Raw genomic sequence first — 15,099 nt, 5'->3', positions numbered from 1 at the left:
CACCCCAAGCAGCACTCAGGTCACCAGATCGACAACCGAGGCCGGTGCCTGCAAACCACTTAACTGCCTATACAGATCAAGACTAGGTGGTGGCGGCAGATCCTGCTGGACTGGCTCGGCGCGCCGGTCCTCCTCAGCCGAGTCCTTGGCCTGCTCTTTCGCCTTCTCTTCCTCTTCTTCCTGCGCCCGTGCCTCGTGTGCGGCATCAGCCTCGGCGCGCTGTTGCTGCGCCAGCTCAGCGCGCGCCTCACTCATCAGCGCCTGGGCCTGGGCGGCAATCTGGCGGTCTTGCGCCGAAGGCTCGGCAGGTGCCAACGCCGCCCGCAGCACCACCTCCATCTTGCGCAAGGTCGCCTCGGGGTCACCGGGCACCGGTCCGGTGTCGATGCTCACCTCGCCACCCACCGCATAGCGCTTGCCATCCGGGCCGCGGTCGTAGGTGTAGCTCGGCGCGCCGGCATAGCGGCCGCCCACGGCGGCGTGCGCCTGTTCATGGGCACGCACCTCCTGATCACGACTGACCAGTTTGGCGATTTCCAGTTGTTCGAGACGCTGCTGCTGAGGGCTGGGTTCGCCCTTGGCGTCTTTCTGCGCCGTGCTGCTGGGGGATTCGGCGGGTTGGTCGGCTTCTTCGCGGGACGAGGCCGATTGTTCGTCAGCCAGTGGCTGCGCGGAAGTTAACGGTGGTTGGCTGGCACGGGCGATGTCGAGGGAGACATCGGGAGAAACGCTGGACGCAACAGGGCGGGCCGGCAGTGGGGTTGCTGCAGGCGCAGGGTAAGACGTTGCGCCGCCAATGTGCATGCAATTGCTCCTCGCCCCTGAGTTGCCTGCCTCTTTGCCAGTCCTGAGTACGCTAGGGGCGGCGACTCAAGCCGAAGTATCGATCAAGGTACCCAAGACCTCATCGGCGGTTTTCACCACCTTTGCGCCGGCTTGAGCCTCGTTTTGTCCTTCACGCAGTGCCACCAGGCTTTCCGCCAGATCGGGACGCGTCTGCTCAGCCAGGCTGGGCGCTGGATTGACCTGATTGGCCGGCGGCGTAGAGTTAGTCTGCGGCGCAGGCGCTAGGGTGTTGCTGGCGATATCAAGCGCAGCCTGATCGACTCGGCGCTGACCCGACTGGATGGTGCTAATGCCCGAATTGAAGGCACTACCGGAGATTTCCATAGCCAAGCTCCCGCACTGGCAGAACACGTATAGCTGTCATTGAAGCAGAAGTTGCTCGAAAAACGTACAAGCAAAAGGCTATGGCACTTGGCCTGCTTATAGCCCGCGGTGCAATAAATCGAGGTTGAGGTAGGCAGAAACCGCCGCCGGCGTGGCTTCGGCCAGGCGCGGCACATAACCCAGACAAGGTGCTGGCAGGCGCTCGGCTAGAGTTGCGAGATTGTCGTGCAGACGCGAGGTGTGCGGATCGACCAGATTGGCCACCCAACCGGCCAGCGGCAGACCATCACGGATAATCGCCTCGGCGGTCAGCAGCGCCTGATTGATACAACCCAGACGCACGCCGACCACCAGAATCACCGGCAACCCAAGCGCAACCGCCAGGTCCGACAGCGCTTCCCGCCCAGCCAGCGGCACGCGCCAGCCGCCCGCGCCCTCGACCAGGGTGAAGTCGGCGTGCTTATCCAGAATGGCCTGCACCGGGCCTTGCAACGCGGCGACATCCAGACGCACGCCAACCTCTTGCGCCGCCAGGTGCGGGGCGATTGCGGGCTCGAATGCCAGTGGATTGACCTCGTCATAGCGCAGCGCCAGGGTGCATTCGCCGAGCAGCGCCAGGGCGTCGTCATTGCGCAGACCGTCCGCCGTCAGCGTGCAACCAGACGCCACCGGCTTGGCCGCCGCGGTCGACAACCCCGCCATTCGTGCGGCGTGCAACAGGCCAGCGGCGATGGTGGTTTTGCCGATTTCAGTATCGGTACCGGTGACGAAAAAAGCCGTGCTCATATCAATCCTTACGCAGTACGCCGTAAACCACCTGATAAGTCGCCGGCAGCCCTTGCGGTTGACGGAACTGCTCGTAGGCATTGAGCAGCGCCAACATGCGCGCCCTCCCGGTCAAACCGCCTGGCCGACCCGGATTAAGATTGTGCGCACCAAGGGCTTTCAGCTCATGGGTCAGGCTGCGTAGATCCGGGTAGTGCAGCACTTCGACCTGAGTCTGCAGGCTCGTCACCTGCAGGCCACTGGCCGTACAGAGCCGCTGGTAATCCTCAAGCCGACGGAAGCGATTAACGTGGACAAAGCCGTCCACCGCCTGCCAGCTGTCGCGCAGCTCCTGCAAGGTGCCAACGCACAGGCTGCTAAAGGCCAACACGCCACCTGGGCGCAGCACCCGCTTGGCCTCGCCCAATACCGCCGCAAAGTCGGCGCACCACTGCAAGGCCAGGCTGGAAAACAGCAGGTCACAGGAGGCGCTGTGCAGCGGCAGGCGCTCGGCATCGCCGGCGATAAACTGCTGCGCGCCGCCCAAGGGCCGGGCATGGCGCAGCATGCCTTCGGCAATATCCAGGGCCACGCCCTGGCTGGCCGGAAAACGCTCACCCAGCGCGCGACTGAAATGCCCGGTGCCGCAGCCCAGGTCCAGCCAGCGCTGCGGGCTGATTGAGGCCGGCACCTGCGCCAGCAGCTCAGCACCTACCTTGCGCTGCAAGGCCGCGACGCTGTCGTAGCTTTCCGCCGCGCGGGAAAACGAAGCGGCGACCTGGCGTTTATCTGGCAGGCCGCCCTGCGGGTTCTGGCTGAGATCAGTCATCGCCGGCCTCGTGTAGAAACCCCTGAATCGCCGCGGCGATCTCGTGCGGGCGCTCCAGGGCGAAGGCGTGGCTGACACTGTCAATCAAGCCGATCTCGACATCCGGCAAGAGCGCCAGCAAGGCCTGCGCGGCACTCGCGGGAACCAGGGCATCCTGGCCGGCGAATAGATGTAGCTGCGGGCCGACAAACGCCTGCAGCGCTGTTCGCGTATCCAGCGCCGCCAACAAATCCAGCCCAGCCAGCAGCGCCTCGGGTTGCGCCTGCGGTGCGCCTGCCAACAGCAATCGGGAAAGGCCGCGGGCGTCCGCAGCGCCTTGACTACAAAGCAGGGCAAAGCGCTTTAGGATGGAGGCCGCATCGGCGGCGCAGCCCTGACGGAAAGCATTAAAGGTCTCGGCTGGCATAGCCGCCGGCCAGCTTGGCTCGGCGACAAAGCGCAGGTTGCTGGCCAAGGTCAGCAGACCGCTGCAACGCTCACCACGGCGTGCCGCCAGTTCAGCGGCGAGCATGCCGCCCAGCGACCAGCCGCCGAGCCAGGCGTCCTGTGGCAGATTGGCGTCGAGTTCGTCCAGCCAGTCGGCCGGGTCGCTGGACTCCAGCTGCGGCAATGGCTCGATCTCGACATGCAAGCGTGGATCAAGGCCACGCAAGGCATCGGCCAACGGCTGCAACGGTGCAATACCCAGGCCCCAGCCGGGCAGCAGAATCAGCCGATCACGCATCTACGGCGTCCCCGGCAGTGAGCAACGGCCAGCATTCGGCCAAAGCTTCCAGCAACAGTTCCAGCTGCTCCCGGCTATGCGCCGCCGACAGGGTCACGCGTAGGCGCGCACTGCCGGCCGGCACGGTCGGCGGACGAATCGCGGTAACCAGCAGGCCGCGCTCGCGCAGCAGTTGCGACAGCTGCATCGCACGACCACTGTCGCCAATCAGGATCGGCTGGATCGGCGTGGCGCTGTCCATAAGGGTCAGGCCAATCGCCTGCGCGCCTTCGCGGAAGCGCTTGATCAAGGCATTCAGGTGTTCGCGTCGCCAGTGCTCGCTGCGCAACAATTCCAGGCTTTTCAGAGTGGCGCAGGCCAGGGCCGGCGGCTGACTGGTGGTGTAGATATAAGGGCGGGCGAATTGCACCAGGGTTTCGATCAGCTCCTCGCTGCCGGCGACAAAGGCACCGGCGGTGCCGAAGGCTTTGCCCAGGGTGCCGACCAGCACCTGCACGTCATCAACGCCCAGGCCGAAGTGCTCGACTATGCCGCCGCCGGTGGCACCCAGCGGGCCAAAGCCGTGGGCGTCATCGACCATCACCCAGGCCCCTTTCAGGCGCGCTTCGCCGCACAGCGCCGGCAGGTCGGCCAAATCGCCGTCCATGCTGAACACGCCATCGGTGACCACCAGGGTATTGCCGTTGGCCTTGCGCAACCGGCTCGACAGGCTGACGGCATCGTTATGCAGGTAGCGCGAGAAGCGCGCGCCAGAGAGCAGGCCGGCATCCAACAGAGAGGCGTGGTTGAGGCGGTCTTCCAGCACCGTATCATCGCGCCCGAGTAACGCAGTCACTGCGCCCAGGTTGGCCATATAGCCGGTGGAAAACAGCAACGCCCGCGGCCGCTCAGTGAACTCGGCAAGCGCCTCCTCCAACTGGTGGTGCGGGGTGCTGTGACCAATTACCAGATGTGAGGCGCCACCACCCACGCCCCATTTCGCAGCTCCGGCGCGCCAGGCCTCGATCACCTGCGGGTGATTGGCCAGACCAAGGTAATCGTTGGAGCAGAAGGCCAGCAGCTGGCGGCCATCGACCTGCACCAGCGGCCCTTGCGGCGATTCAAGCAAAGGGCGTTGGCGATAGAGGTTGGCGGTGCGGCGCTCGGCGAGGCGGGCAGCAAGGTCGAAAGACATAGGCAACCTGGATATAAGGGCGCAATACCGTGGGAGGGGCTTTAGCCGCGACCGACCGAACGCCGGATCGCGGCTAAAGCCCCTCCCACCTGTTCAGAGCACAGCCATCAGACCGCGGCGTTATAGAACAGCTTGGAGTCGCGCTGTTCGACCAGCGCCTGCTCGATGGCGGCCTGGTGCACCTCGTCGCCGTGCTCTTCACGCTCCTCCGGCTTGATGCCGAGGCGGGCGAACAGTTGCATGTCCTTGCTGGCTTGCGGGTTGGCGGTGGTCAGCAGTTTTTCGCCGTAGAAGATCGAGTTGGCACCGGCGAAGAACGCCAGAGCCTGCATCTGCTCGTTCATCGCCTCGCGGCCGGCGGACAGACGTACATGGGATTGCGGCATCATGATCCGCGCCACGGCGAGCATGCGGATAAAGTCGAACGGATCGACGTCCTGCTCATCGGCCAGCGGTGTGCCCTGGACTTTCACCAGCATGTTGATCGGCACCGACTCCGGGTGCTCCGGCAGGTTGGCCAGCTGGATCAACAGGCCGGCGCGGTCGTCCAGCGACTCACCCATGCCGAGGATGCCACCGGAGCAGATCTTCATCCCCGAATCACGCACATAGGCCAGGGTTTCCAGGCGGTCGGCGTAGGTGCGGGTGGTGATGATATTGCCGTAGAACTCCGGCGAGGTATCCAGGTTGTGGTTGTAGTAGTCCAGACCGGCGGCGGCCAGGGCCTGGGTCTGCTCCTGGTCGAGCTTGCCCAGGGTCATGCAGGTTTCCAGGCCAAGCTTCTTCACGCCCTCGACCATCTGCAGCACGTAAGGCATGTCCTTGGCCGATGGGTGCTTCCACGCCGCGCCCATGCAGAAACGGGTGGAACCGATGGCCTTGGCCTCGGCGGCAGCTTCCAGCACCTTCTGCACCTCCATCAGCTTCTGCTTGTCCAGGCCGGTGTTGTAGTGGCCGGACTGCGGGCAGTACTTGCAGTCTTCCGGGCAGGCACCGGTCTTGATCGACAGCAGGGTCGAGACCTGCACGCGGTTGGCATCGAAATGCGCACGGTGCACGGTCTGCGCGGCGAACAGCAGGTCGTTAAACGGTTGCTCGAAGAGCGCCTTGACCTCATTAAGAGTCCAGTCGTGACGCAGGTTGGCGGCGGTGGTAGCGCTCATCGGTTATTCCTTATTGTTGGCTGCGCCCTGCTAGATTCAGCGGACGCGACACGGATGTTCGGCATAGTTATGGAAGGCTTATGCGCTGTCAACCCAACTCACAACCCCAGGTTTACAACTGGCTAAAAAACAAACAAACCTGCTTACTCTGCGATGAGTCGACGGACGGCGGCAACGCCATCTGCACCAGCTGCGAGGCCGAGCTGCCTTGGCTGGGCGAACATTGCCAGGTCTGCGCCCTGCCGCTGCCCAGTCACGGGCTAACCTGCGGTGCCTGCCTGCGCAAGCCGCCCAGCTTTACCCGCGTGGAAGCGCCGTGGCGCTATGCCTTCCCGGTCGACAGCCTGATTACGAGGTTCAAGCATCAAGCCAAGTGGCCTATGGGACGTCTGCTCGGTGAGCTTTTGTCACAGCATCTGCAGCATGCTTTCGATGACGGCCTGTCCAGGCCCGATTGGCTGCTGCCGGTGCCACTGGCGGAGCAACGGCAGCGGCAGCGCGGCTTCAACCAGGCGGCGTTGCTCACCCAATGGATTGCCGAGCCGCTGCAACTGCCCTGGCAGGCGCACGGGCTGCAACGGCGAATCGACACCCCGGCGCAGCAGCAACTGGATGCAGCCACGCGCAAGCGCAACCTGCGTCGCGCCTTTGCTTTGAGTCCTGCCGTGCCAATCGACGGGCTGCATCTGGCACTGGTCGATGACGTGCTGACCACCGGCGCGACGGCCGAGAGCCTGGCGCGTCTATTAAAGAAGGCCGGCGCGGCGCGGGTCGATGTGTACTGCCTGGCGCGCACGCCCAAGCCTGGCGACTGAGCTGCCCGCAGCGGTTAAGGGTTACACTTTGCGGCCAATTGCTCCGGAGTCGCCCATGTCCCATCCATTTGCCGCACTCACACCCGATCTGGTGCTGGATGCCGTGGAGAGCATCGGCTACCTCAGCGACGCCCGCGTACTGGCGCTGAACAGCTACGAGAACCGCGTCTACCAGGTGGGTATCGAGGACGAAACGCCGCTGATCGCCAAGTTCTACCGGCCCGATCGCTGGACCGATGCGGCGATTCGCGAGGAGCACAGCTTTACCTTCGAGCTGGCCGAGTGCGAGGTGCCGGTCGTCGCGCCACTGATTCGCGACGGTGAGACGCTGTTCGAACACGCCGGTTTCCGCTTTGCCCTGTTCCCACGGCGCGGCGGCCGTGCGCCAGAGCCGGGCAACCTCGACCAACTGTACCGCCTCGGCCAGCTGCTCGGCCGCCTGCACGGGGTCGGTTCGCTCAAACCGTTCGCCCACCGTGAAGCCCTGCAGGTACAGAACTTCGGCCACGATTCGCTAGCCACCCTGCTCGATGGCAACTTTATCCCGCGCAGCCTGCTGCCGGCCTACGAGTCGGTGGCGCGCGACCTGCTCAAGCGCCTGGATGCGCTGTTCGCCAGCAACCCGGTGCAGGCGATTCGGCTGCACGGCGATTGCCACCCCGGCAACCTGCTGTGCCGCGACGACACCTTCCATATGGTTGACCTCGACGACTGCCGCATGGGCCCGGCGGTACAGGATTTGTGGATGATGCTGGCTGGCGAGCGCCACGAACGTCTCGGCCAACTGTCGGAGCTGATGGATGGCTATCAGGAGTTCCACGACTTCAACCCACGCGAACTGCCGCTGATCGAAGGCCTGCGCAGCCTGCGCCTGATGCACTACAGCGCCTGGCTGGCGCGGCGCTGGGACGACCCAGCGTTCCCCATCAGCTTTCCCTGGTTCGGCAGCGAGCGTTATTGGGGCGAGCAGATCCTGATACTGCGCGAGCAACTGGCAGCGCTGGATGAAGAGCCGCTAAAGCTGTTTTAACGCCTCTGCATCCGGGCTACAGGGCTGACCACTACAGTTGGCCCTACGCCGTAACGTCTTTGTTACAGCAAAGCGCGTTGCCGCCCTGAAGAAAAACCTGCCCGTCCAGACAAGCCCTTGCAGCCCCGACTAGAATCCCGGGTCTTTAGTTAGTCGCCTAAGCAAGGACTCCACATGGCCACCGCCAACCTGCGTCGCGGGTATATTCTCGGCCTGATCGCCTACACCATCTGGGGCCTGTTCCCCCTCTATTTCAAAGCCATCCAGAGTGTTCCCGCGCTGGAGATCATCGTCCATCGCGCGCTCTGGTCCGCCCTGTTTGGCGCGCTGTTGCTGATGGTATGGAAGCACCCCGGCTGGTTGCGCGAGCTGCGCGACAACCCCAAGCGCTTTGCGGTGCTGGGCCTTAGTGGTGTGCTGATCGCCAGCAACTGGCTGGTGTATGTGTGGGCGGTCAACAACGGGCGCATGCTCGAAGCCAGCCTGGGCTACTACATCAACCCGCTGGTCAATGTGCTGCTGGGTATGCTGATTCTCGGCGAACGTCTGCGCCGCCTGCAGTGGCTAGCGGTAACCCTGGCCGCGCTGGGCGTGCTGCAACAGCTGTGGCAGGTGGGCAGCATTCCCTGGGTGTCGCTGGTGCTGGCCCTGACCTTTGGTTTTTATGGGCTGATCCGCAAGCAGGCCCCAGTCGCCGCGCTGCCTGGCCTGGTGGTGGAGACCTGGCTGCTGCTGCCGCTGGCGCTTGGCTGGCTGATGCTGCATCCGGCGGCCATAAGCACCCAGGCCGACTTCTGGAGCACGCCCGAAGCACTCTGGCTGATCGCCGCCGGCCCGATCACTCTGGTGCCACTGGTGTGCTTCAACGCTGCGGCGCGACACCTGCCTTACACCACCCTGGGTTTTCTGCAGTACCTGGCGCCGACTCTGGTGTTGTTGCAGGCGATCTTTCTGTTTGACGAGCACTTCGACCCGAGCAAGCTGCTGGCCTTTATCTGCATCTGGGCCGGCCTGGCGATTTACAGCGTCGATGCCTGGCTCAGTCTGCGTAAACGCCAAGCTGATTAAAAAACCACCAGACCCCTGCAGCCGCCAGCATGCCTGGGCTGCAGCCAGTTGCCCCCGGCTTATCCACAGAAGCATCCCCGGTCTTTGTGCACAACCGAAAGCTAAGTGTTTAATTTCCAAGCAATTAGCAAAAAGCCCCGAGGCACTAGGCAGTGCTCCGGGGCTCCTTATGCTACGCACAGCGTTATCCACATGGATCGTGGATAAGTGGCGGTTCTAGCAGGCTGTTGAAACGTAGCCGAGGCAGGCAAGACAAGGCAAAAACAGGCGAGGAAGCGGAGCTTACTGGTGTAAATGAGCATTCCGAGCCTGTTTTTAACGCCGTATTGCCAACGCAGGTAGTTTCAACGGTCTGCTAGTCCTCGACGTGCAGCTTTAGCTCCACCATCAGATCATCGGCCAGGGTTTCCAGGTGCGCCTGCAACTGCTCAAGCGGCAGGCTCTGCGGCACGGCCAGCAGGGCCTGGGCCTGGAACAGCAGCTCGCCGCTCATCGGCGCGGGCACCACTTCGGTGTTCAGGCTTTCCAGGTTGACGCCCTGGCTGCTGAGCAGGCGGGTGATATCGCGCACAATGCCCGGCCGATCATTGCCCACCAGCTCCAGGCGAATTGCCTGCCAAACGCTTGTCGGCTCAGTGCCACCGGCGGCTATCTGCACGCGGATGCCCTGCGCCTGCAAGGCCTCCAGCGCCGCGACCAGGCCGGAATGCGCGCCCAGCGGCACGTCCACGCGCAGAATCCCGGCAAACTGTCCGGCCATGCGCGACATGCGGCTTTCCAGCCAATTGCCGCCGTGTTCGCTGATGCATTGGGCAATCCGCTCGACCAGTCCGGGCTGATCCTGGGCGATAACCGTCAATACCAGATGATCCATAAACTACTCCTTATACGAGGCTTATTTGAGCGCCAGCCAGTAGGTATAGAACACCTCGTCGCGCACATAGCCAAGGCGTTCATACAGGGCCTGTCCCGGCAGATTGCTCTTTGCCGTCTCCAACTGCAAACCACAGGCACCGTTGGCCTCGGCGTGGGCGCGGGCGGCATTCATCAGTGCCTCGCCGACACCGAGGCGGCGCGCCTGCTCGCTCACATAGAGGTCGCTGAGCAGCCAGGACGGCTGCAGCATCAGCGAGGCGAACAACGGGTAGAGCTGAACGAAGCCCAGGGCCACGCCGTGTTCGTCGCGGGCGATAAAGATCGTCGAGTCGCCGCCGCTCAAGCGTGCAGTGAGGAAGTCGCGCACCTGCGCCAGCGGCTTGGGCACTTCATAGAAGCTCAGGTAGGCGGCAAACAGCTCCGCCAGTTCATCGAGATCAGCCGCAGTGACAGCCTGTGTACGCATAGGAATTGGGCTCCTTATAGATGAAGCCGCAGTATAGACAGGCCGCCCGCGGCGCTGCGGAGAAGAATGCGCCGAATAAGTTGTGTACAGTTTTTTAACTTTTATGAAACAATACGCACAATCAACCGCGACAATTAGCCACACACAGTGACTGCAAAGCACTTCTTGGTCGCAGAGCGACGCGCACCCACTGATTTTCCCCGGATCTTGATGTAGTATGCCGCGCCTCGGACTACATGACTTATTTCCCATGTCCGACGCGGCTATTGAGTAGAGCTGAGCAGAGTGAGGCAAGTGATGACTGAACGCGTTCAAGTAGGTGGCCTGCAGGTTGCCAAAGTGCTGTTCGACTTCGTGAATAACGAAGCCATCCCGGGTACCGGCATCGCTGCCGAGACGTTCTGGGCGGGTGCCGAAGCAGTGATCAATGACCTGGCCCCGAAAAACCGCGCCCTGCTCGCCAAACGCGACCAGATCCAGGCGCAGATCGACGGCTGGCACCAAGCCCGCGTCGGTCAGGCCCACGACGCGGCCGCCTACAAAGCCTTCCTCCAGGAAATCGGCTACCTGCTGCCAGAGCCGGCTGACTTCCAGGCCACCACTCAGAACGTCGACGAAGAAATCGCCCGTCTGGCCGGCCCGCAGCTGGTCGTCCCGGTGATGAACGCGCGCTTCGCCCTGAACGCTTCCAACGCCCGCTGGGGCTCGCTGTACGACGCCCTGTACGGCACCGACGTGATCAGCGAAGAAGGCGGCACCGAAAAAGGTCGCGGCTACAACAAGGTTCGCGGCGACAAGGTGATCGCCTTCGCCCGCGCCTTCCTCGACGAAGCCGCGCCACTGGCTGCCGGCTCCCACGTCGAGTCCACTGGCTACCGTATCGAAGCCGGCAAGCTGGTGGTCAGCCTTAAAGGCGGCAGCAACAGCGGCCTGCAAGACGACGCGCAGCTGATCGGCTTCCAGGGCGATGCCAGCGCACCGACCGCCGTGCTGCTCAAGCACAACGGCCTGCACTTCGAAATCCAGATCGACGCCAGCACCCCAGTCGGCCAGACCGACGCCGCCGGTGTTAAAGACGTGCTGATGGAAGCTGCGCTGACCACCATCATGGACTGCGAAGACTCCGTCGCGGCCGTCGATGCCGACGACAAAGTGGTGATCTACAAGAACTGGCTCGGCCTGATGAAGGGCGACCTGGCGGAAGAAGTGGTCAAAGGCGGCCAGACCTTCACCCGCACCATGAACCCGGACCGCGTCTACAGCACCGTGACCGGTGGCGAGCTGACCCTGCACGGCCGCAGCCTGCTGTTCGTGCGCAACGTTGGCCACCTGATGACCAACCCGGCGATTCTCGATGCCCAGGGCAACGAGATTCCGGAAGGCATCCAGGACGCGCTGTTCACCAGCCTGATCGCCATCCACAACCTGAATGGCAACACCAGCCGCAAGAACACCCGCACCGGCTCGGTCTATATCGTTAAGCCGAAGATGCACGGCCCGGAAGAAGTGGCCTTCACCACAGAAATCTTCGGCCGCGTCGAAGACGTCCTTGGCCTGACTCGCAACACCCTGAAAGTCGGCATCATGGACGAAGAGCGCCGCACCACCGTCAACCTCAAGGCGTGCATCAAGGCCGCCAGCGAGCGCGTGGTGTTTATCAACACCGGCTTCCTCGACCGCACCGGTGACGAAATCCACACCTCCATGGAAGCCGGCGCCGTGGTGCGCAAAGCTGCCATGAAAGGCGAGAAGTGGATCAGCGCCTACGAGAACTGGAACGTCGACATCGGCCTGGCCACCGGCCTGCAAGGTCGCGCGCAGATCGGCAAAGGCATGTGGGCCATGCCTGACCTGATGGCCGGCATGCTCGAGCAGAAGATCATGCACCCACTGGCCGGTGCCAACACCGCCTGGGTACCGTCGCCGACCGCCGCCGCGCTGCACGCGCTGCACTACCACAAGGTCGACGTGTTCGCCCGTCAGGCCGAACTGGCCAAGCGTGAACGCGCGTCCATCGACGACATTCTGAGCATCCCGCTGGCCAAGGACACCAACTGGTCGGCTGACGAGATCCAGAACGAACTGGACAACAACTCCCAGGGCATCCTCGGTTATGTAGTGCGCTGGATCGACCAGGGCGTCGGCTGCTCCAAGGTGCCGGATATCAATGACGTCGGCCTTATGGAAGACCGCGCCACCCTGCGCATCTCCAGCCAGCTGCTGGCCAATTGGCTGCGTCATGGCATCGCCACTGAAGAGCAGATTGTTGCCAGCCTCAAGCGCATGGCACCGGTGGTTGACCGCCAGAACGCCAGCGATCCGCTGTACCGTCCGCTGGCACCGAACTTCGACAGCAACATCGCCTTCCAGGCTGCCCTGGAACTGGTGGTCGAAGGTGCCAAGCAGCCGAACGGCTACACCGAGCCAGTCCTGCACCGTCGCCGCCGTGAGTTCAAAGCCGCCAACGGCCTGTAATTCGCTGCTGTAGCAGACAAAAAACCGCCCCAAGGGGCGGTTTTTTTATTCCTGGGCCAGACCATGGCGCTGATACAGCGCCTGCACCCAGCCTTCGCTGTACAGCTGCAACAACGCCGCCTGCAAGCGCTGCTGCAAAACCGGATCGAACTGCGGATGGCAGGCCATGTCCTCCATCAAGGTCAGAAACGGCAGTACCAGGCGCGGCGCAGGCCGGCTGGGCATCGAACTGACCACCGCCGCACTGGTGGCCCACAACTGGGCGCGACTGCGTTGCAGCATGCTCAGGTTGAGTGACTCCTTGTTCGAGGCGATTACATCGAGCCCCACCTGGCGCAGGTACTCACCGGCCCCGGAGCCCTGATAACTGAGAATACGCAGACCGCGCGCCTGCTCCAGGCTATTCAGTTGGCGCGGATCATCCGCTCGCGCATACAGACCAAGGCGCGAGATCAGCAGCGGGCCGACCCAGGCGTAATGCGGCTCGCGCTCCTGCTGACGCTCCACCAGCAGCACGCAGCTATTGGCCTCGCGTTGCACCCGCAACAAGGCACGTTGCAGCGGTTGGAAGCTCAGGCGGTAACTCACACCTACTCGGCTGAACAGTTGTTCGGTCAGCTCCGCGACCAAACCGGCCGCCCGGCCATCCTCCGCCATGTGCATCTGTGGCGGGCGCTCCCAGGCGAACAGCTGCACCGGCTCATCGGCCAGCAGCGGCAGGCTCAGCCCCAGCAGCAGGCCGCAGGCATAGCGCATGCGTTGCTTAATCCCAGGCACGCAGGGCCTCCGCATATGGCAGGGTGCGCCCCGGCGGGCGTTCATCGAGCAGTTTCGGCCAGGGTGCGCCGGGCTGCTTGAGCCAGAAGGCCGCGGTCTGCTGCGAATTCAGCCGCGGCGCGCAGGCATGCGCCTGGCGCTGGCCAACGCCAAGCAGGTGCTGATCGAATACTTGCGCCAGGTTGTGCAGCGCCTCGGCAGCACTCAGTTGACCACTGACGGCCGGGTGCAATTGTCGCCACCAGAGGCTGGCCATGCCGCTGTAATCCGGCACATTGGCCCCAGTCGGCGCCCAGCGCCGTGCCGCCGGGCTGCGGTAGAACTCGACTAGGCCACCCAGCTTGGGCGCGGCGGCCAGCAGCGCCGGCGACTGCAGGTCCGAGTGGCGGATCGGCGTCAGGCCCACCAGGGTCTTGCGCAACGACACCGATTTCGACACCACGAACTGCGCATACAACCAGGCGGCCTGGCGCTGACGCAGCGGCGTAGCCTTGAGCAGGGTCCAGGCGCCGACATCCTGGTAGCCGGACTTCATCCCCTCACGCCAGTAGGCCCCACGCGGCGAAGGCGCAACCCGCCAGCGCGGCTCGCCCTGTTCATCCAGCATCGGCGAATCGGCGCGGGTGTAATCGGCGGTAAAGGCGGTGTACCAGAAAATCTGCTGGGCCACCTGCCCACGTGCGGCGACATTACCGGCCTGGGTGAAACTCATCTGCTGCGCCTCGGGCGGCGCGTAGCGTTTCAGCCAGTCGATGTATTGCTGCACGGCATACACCGCCGCCGGGCTGTCCAGCGCCCCGCCGCGCGCCATGCTGGCCCCAGCCGGGCGGCAATCCTCGACGCGAATACCCCAGTCATCCACCGGCAAGCCATTGGGCAGGCCCACATCCGCGACGCCGGCCATGCCCAGCCAGGCATCCGACAGGCGCCAGCCAAGCGAAGGGTCGAAACCGCCGTAATCCATATGGCCATACACACGTTGGCCATCGAGCTCGCGCACCTGCTCGCTGAAAAACGCGGCAATGTCCTCGTAGGCGCTCCAGTTCTGCGGCACATCCAGCTCATAGCCGTAGCGCTGGCGAAAGGCCTGGCGCAGCTCTGGCCGGGCGAACCAGTCCTGGCGATACCAATAGAGGTTGGCGAATTGCTGATCCGGCAGCTGATAGAGCTTGCCATCCGGCGCGGTGACGAAGGGCAGGCCGATAAAGTCCGCCAGGTCGAGGCTGGGCAGCGTCACGCTGGCCCCATCGCCGGCGATAAAGTCCGACAGCACCAGCACCTGGTTGTCGCGAAAGTGCTGGCCGAGCAGGTCGCTGTCGCTGATATAGGCGTCATACAGGGCCAGGCCGGTCTGCTGCTGGGTGCGCAGTTTGTTGACCACGTCGTCCTCGCCGCTGACCTCGTGGATCACCCGGATACCGGTGAGCTGGCTGAACAGCGGGGCCAGCACATTGGCCTCATACCAGTGGGTCGGAATGTGCTCGGCGATCACCCGCACCTGCACCCCCTGAAACGGCCGGGATGCCTCGACAAACCACTGCAGTTCGGCCTCTTGCGCACTCGGGCTGAGCGAGCTGGGCTGCAACTCGCGCAGGGCCTCATGCATCCCCGGTGCGGCGTAAACGGCAGCGCTGCAGAACCAGACAAGCCAGATCAGCACACGCATAACACCCCCTTGTTGTTGTGCCCTTCACTCTAGTGCACGGCCGGCCGTTAGGCGTACCGGCGACGCTGAAAAACCCGGGGCCTAGACTTACGTCCAATGGC

At 63.7% G+C, this 15,099-nt stretch carries 15 protein-coding genes; 4 read left to right on the top strand and 11 right to left on the bottom strand.

Annotation, left to right across the window (positions count from 1 at the left end; all coding sequences use genetic code 11):
* Nucleotides 1–15: 15 nt before the first annotated feature.
* The 7 genes from WBK23_RS17235 to bioB form a co-directional block, all read right to left on the bottom strand.
* Complete coding sequence (locus WBK23_RS17235) at nucleotides 16–804, bottom strand: putative metalloprotease CJM1_0395 family protein (protein ID WP_424485155.1); 789 nt, start codon at nucleotides 802–804, stop codon at nucleotides 16–18.
* A gap of 66 nt (nucleotides 805–870) precedes the next feature.
* Nucleotides 871–1,170 (bottom strand): hypothetical protein, encoded by a 300-nt coding sequence (locus WBK23_RS17230; protein WP_424485154.1) that lies wholly within the window; start codon nucleotides 1,168–1,170, stop codon nucleotides 871–873.
* A 96-nt stretch (nucleotides 1,171–1,266) separates the two neighbouring features.
* Nucleotides 1,267–1,956: a dethiobiotin synthase gene (gene bioD / locus WBK23_RS17225; RefSeq protein WP_424485153.1), complete on the bottom strand. Its 690-nt coding sequence runs from the start codon at nucleotides 1,954–1,956 to the stop codon at nucleotides 1,267–1,269.
* A 1-nt stretch (nucleotide 1,957) separates the two neighbouring features.
* Entirely contained in the window at nucleotides 1,958–2,764 is an 807-nt protein-coding gene (bioC, locus tag WBK23_RS17220; protein WP_424485152.1) for a malonyl-ACP O-methyltransferase BioC, read from the bottom strand.
* Entirely contained in the window at nucleotides 2,757–3,488 is a 732-nt protein-coding gene (locus WBK23_RS17215; protein ID WP_424485151.1) for an alpha/beta fold hydrolase, read from the bottom strand. The genes bioC and WBK23_RS17215 overlap by 8 nt, the downstream gene beginning before the upstream one ends.
* Nucleotides 3,481–4,662: an 8-amino-7-oxononanoate synthase gene (gene bioF / locus WBK23_RS17210; RefSeq protein ID WP_424485150.1), complete on the bottom strand. Its 1,182-nt coding sequence runs from the start codon at nucleotides 4,660–4,662 to the stop codon at nucleotides 3,481–3,483. Before bioF ends, WBK23_RS17215 begins: the two co-directional genes overlap by 8 nt.
* A gap of 107 nt (nucleotides 4,663–4,769) precedes the next feature.
* On the bottom strand, nucleotides 4,770–5,825 hold the full coding sequence (gene bioB, locus WBK23_RS17205; RefSeq protein WP_424485149.1) for a biotin synthase BioB: 1,056 nt from the start codon (nucleotides 5,823–5,825) through the stop codon (nucleotides 4,770–4,772).
* An 80-nt stretch (nucleotides 5,826–5,905) separates the two neighbouring features.
* Here bioB and WBK23_RS17200 point away from each other — a divergent pair, with 80 nt between their 5' ends.
* The 3 genes from WBK23_RS17200 to rarD all read left to right on the top strand — a co-directional run bounded on the left by WBK23_RS17200 (nucleotide 5,906) and on the right by rarD (nucleotide 8,738).
* Nucleotides 5,906–6,640 carry a ComF family protein gene (locus WBK23_RS17200; protein WP_424485148.1) on the top strand — a complete coding sequence of 245 codons (735 nt, stop codon included), beginning with the start codon at nucleotides 5,906–5,908 and terminating at the stop codon, nucleotides 6,638–6,640.
* 55 nt (nucleotides 6,641–6,695) lie between these two features.
* The gene (locus WBK23_RS17195) at nucleotides 6,696–7,670 is read left to right on the top strand and encodes a serine/threonine protein kinase (RefSeq protein WP_424485147.1); all 975 of its coding nucleotides are present in this window, start codon (nucleotides 6,696–6,698) and stop codon (nucleotides 7,668–7,670) included.
* 174 nt (nucleotides 7,671–7,844) lie between these two features.
* Nucleotides 7,845–8,738 carry an EamA family transporter RarD gene (gene rarD / locus WBK23_RS17190; protein WP_424485146.1) on the top strand — a complete coding sequence of 298 codons (894 nt, stop codon included), beginning with the start codon at nucleotides 7,845–7,847 and terminating at the stop codon, nucleotides 8,736–8,738.
* A 355-nt stretch (nucleotides 8,739–9,093) separates the two neighbouring features.
* Here rarD and WBK23_RS17185 read toward each other — a convergent pair whose 3' ends face one another.
* Together WBK23_RS17185 and WBK23_RS17180 are read right to left on the bottom strand one after the other, a co-directional pair.
* Nucleotides 9,094–9,612, bottom strand: a complete 519-nt coding sequence (locus WBK23_RS17185) for a glycine cleavage system protein R (RefSeq protein WP_424485145.1) — start codon at nucleotides 9,610–9,612, stop codon at nucleotides 9,094–9,096.
* Nucleotides 9,613–9,633: 21 nt separating this feature from the next.
* Complete coding sequence (locus WBK23_RS17180; RefSeq protein WP_424485144.1) at nucleotides 9,634–10,080, bottom strand: N-acetyltransferase family protein; 447 nt, start codon at nucleotides 10,078–10,080, stop codon at nucleotides 9,634–9,636.
* 297 nt (nucleotides 10,081–10,377) lie between these two features.
* Here WBK23_RS17180 and WBK23_RS17175 point away from each other — a divergent pair, with 297 nt between their 5' ends.
* On the top strand, nucleotides 10,378–12,555 hold the full coding sequence (locus tag WBK23_RS17175) for a malate synthase G (RefSeq protein ID WP_424485143.1): 2,178 nt from the start codon (nucleotides 10,378–10,380) through the stop codon (nucleotides 12,553–12,555).
* A gap of 45 nt (nucleotides 12,556–12,600) precedes the next feature.
* Here WBK23_RS17175 and WBK23_RS17170 read toward each other — a convergent pair whose 3' ends face one another.
* A complete protein-coding gene (locus tag WBK23_RS17170; protein ID WP_424485142.1) occupies nucleotides 12,601–13,332 on the bottom strand; it encodes a substrate-binding periplasmic protein in 732 nt (243 codons plus the stop codon).
* Nucleotides 13,319–14,998, bottom strand: a complete 1,680-nt coding sequence (locus tag WBK23_RS17165) for an ABC transporter substrate-binding protein (RefSeq protein ID WP_424485141.1) — start codon at nucleotides 14,996–14,998, stop codon at nucleotides 13,319–13,321. The genes WBK23_RS17170 and WBK23_RS17165 overlap by 14 nt, the downstream gene beginning before the upstream one ends.
* Nucleotides 14,999–15,099: the final 101 nt, after the last annotated feature.

The sequence above is a fragment of the Pseudomonas sp. genome, from assembly GCF_049653025.1.
GTDB lineage: Bacteria > Pseudomonadota > Gammaproteobacteria > Pseudomonadales > Pseudomonadaceae > Aquipseudomonas.
The sequence above is the reverse complement of the archived record's forward strand: the minus strand, read 5'-3'. Positions and strand labels throughout refer to the sequence as shown.

Bases quoted from the DNA above. Each gene is read 5' to 3' on its own strand.
- WBK23_RS17235 (WP_424485155.1), bottom strand. From the start codon at position 804: ATGCACATTGGCGGCGCAACGTCTTACCCTGCGCCTGCAGCAACCCCA.
- WBK23_RS17230 (WP_424485154.1), bottom strand. From the start codon at position 1,170: ATGGAAATCTCCGGTAGTGCCTTCAATTCGGGCATTAGCACCATCCAG.
- bioD (WP_424485153.1), bottom strand. From the start codon at position 1,956: ATGAGCACGGCTTTTTTCGTCACCGGTACCGATACTGAAATCGGCAAA.
- bioC (WP_424485152.1), bottom strand. From the start codon at position 2,764: ATGACTGATCTCAGCCAGAACCCGCAGGGCGGCCTGCCAGATAAACGC.
- WBK23_RS17215 (WP_424485151.1), bottom strand. From the start codon at position 3,488: ATGCGTGATCGGCTGATTCTGCTGCCCGGCTGGGGCCTGGGTATTGCA.
- bioF (WP_424485150.1), bottom strand. From the start codon at position 4,662: ATGTCTTTCGACCTTGCTGCCCGCCTCGCCGAGCGCCGCACCGCCAAC.
- bioB (WP_424485149.1), bottom strand. From the start codon at position 5,825: ATGAGCGCTACCACCGCCGCCAACCTGCGTCACGACTGGACTCTTAAT.
- WBK23_RS17200 (WP_424485148.1), top strand. From the start codon at position 5,906: ATGCGCTGTCAACCCAACTCACAACCCCAGGTTTACAACTGGCTAAAA.
- WBK23_RS17195 (WP_424485147.1), top strand. From the start codon at position 6,696: ATGTCCCATCCATTTGCCGCACTCACACCCGATCTGGTGCTGGATGCC.
- rarD (WP_424485146.1), top strand. From the start codon at position 7,845: ATGGCCACCGCCAACCTGCGTCGCGGGTATATTCTCGGCCTGATCGCC.
- WBK23_RS17185 (WP_424485145.1), bottom strand. From the start codon at position 9,612: ATGGATCATCTGGTATTGACGGTTATCGCCCAGGATCAGCCCGGACTG.
- WBK23_RS17180 (WP_424485144.1), bottom strand. From the start codon at position 10,080: ATGCGTACACAGGCTGTCACTGCGGCTGATCTCGATGAACTGGCGGAG.
- WBK23_RS17175 (WP_424485143.1), top strand. From the start codon at position 10,378: ATGACTGAACGCGTTCAAGTAGGTGGCCTGCAGGTTGCCAAAGTGCTG.
- WBK23_RS17165 (WP_424485141.1), bottom strand. From the start codon at position 14,998: ATGCGTGTGCTGATCTGGCTTGTCTGGTTCTGCAGCGCTGCCGTTTAC.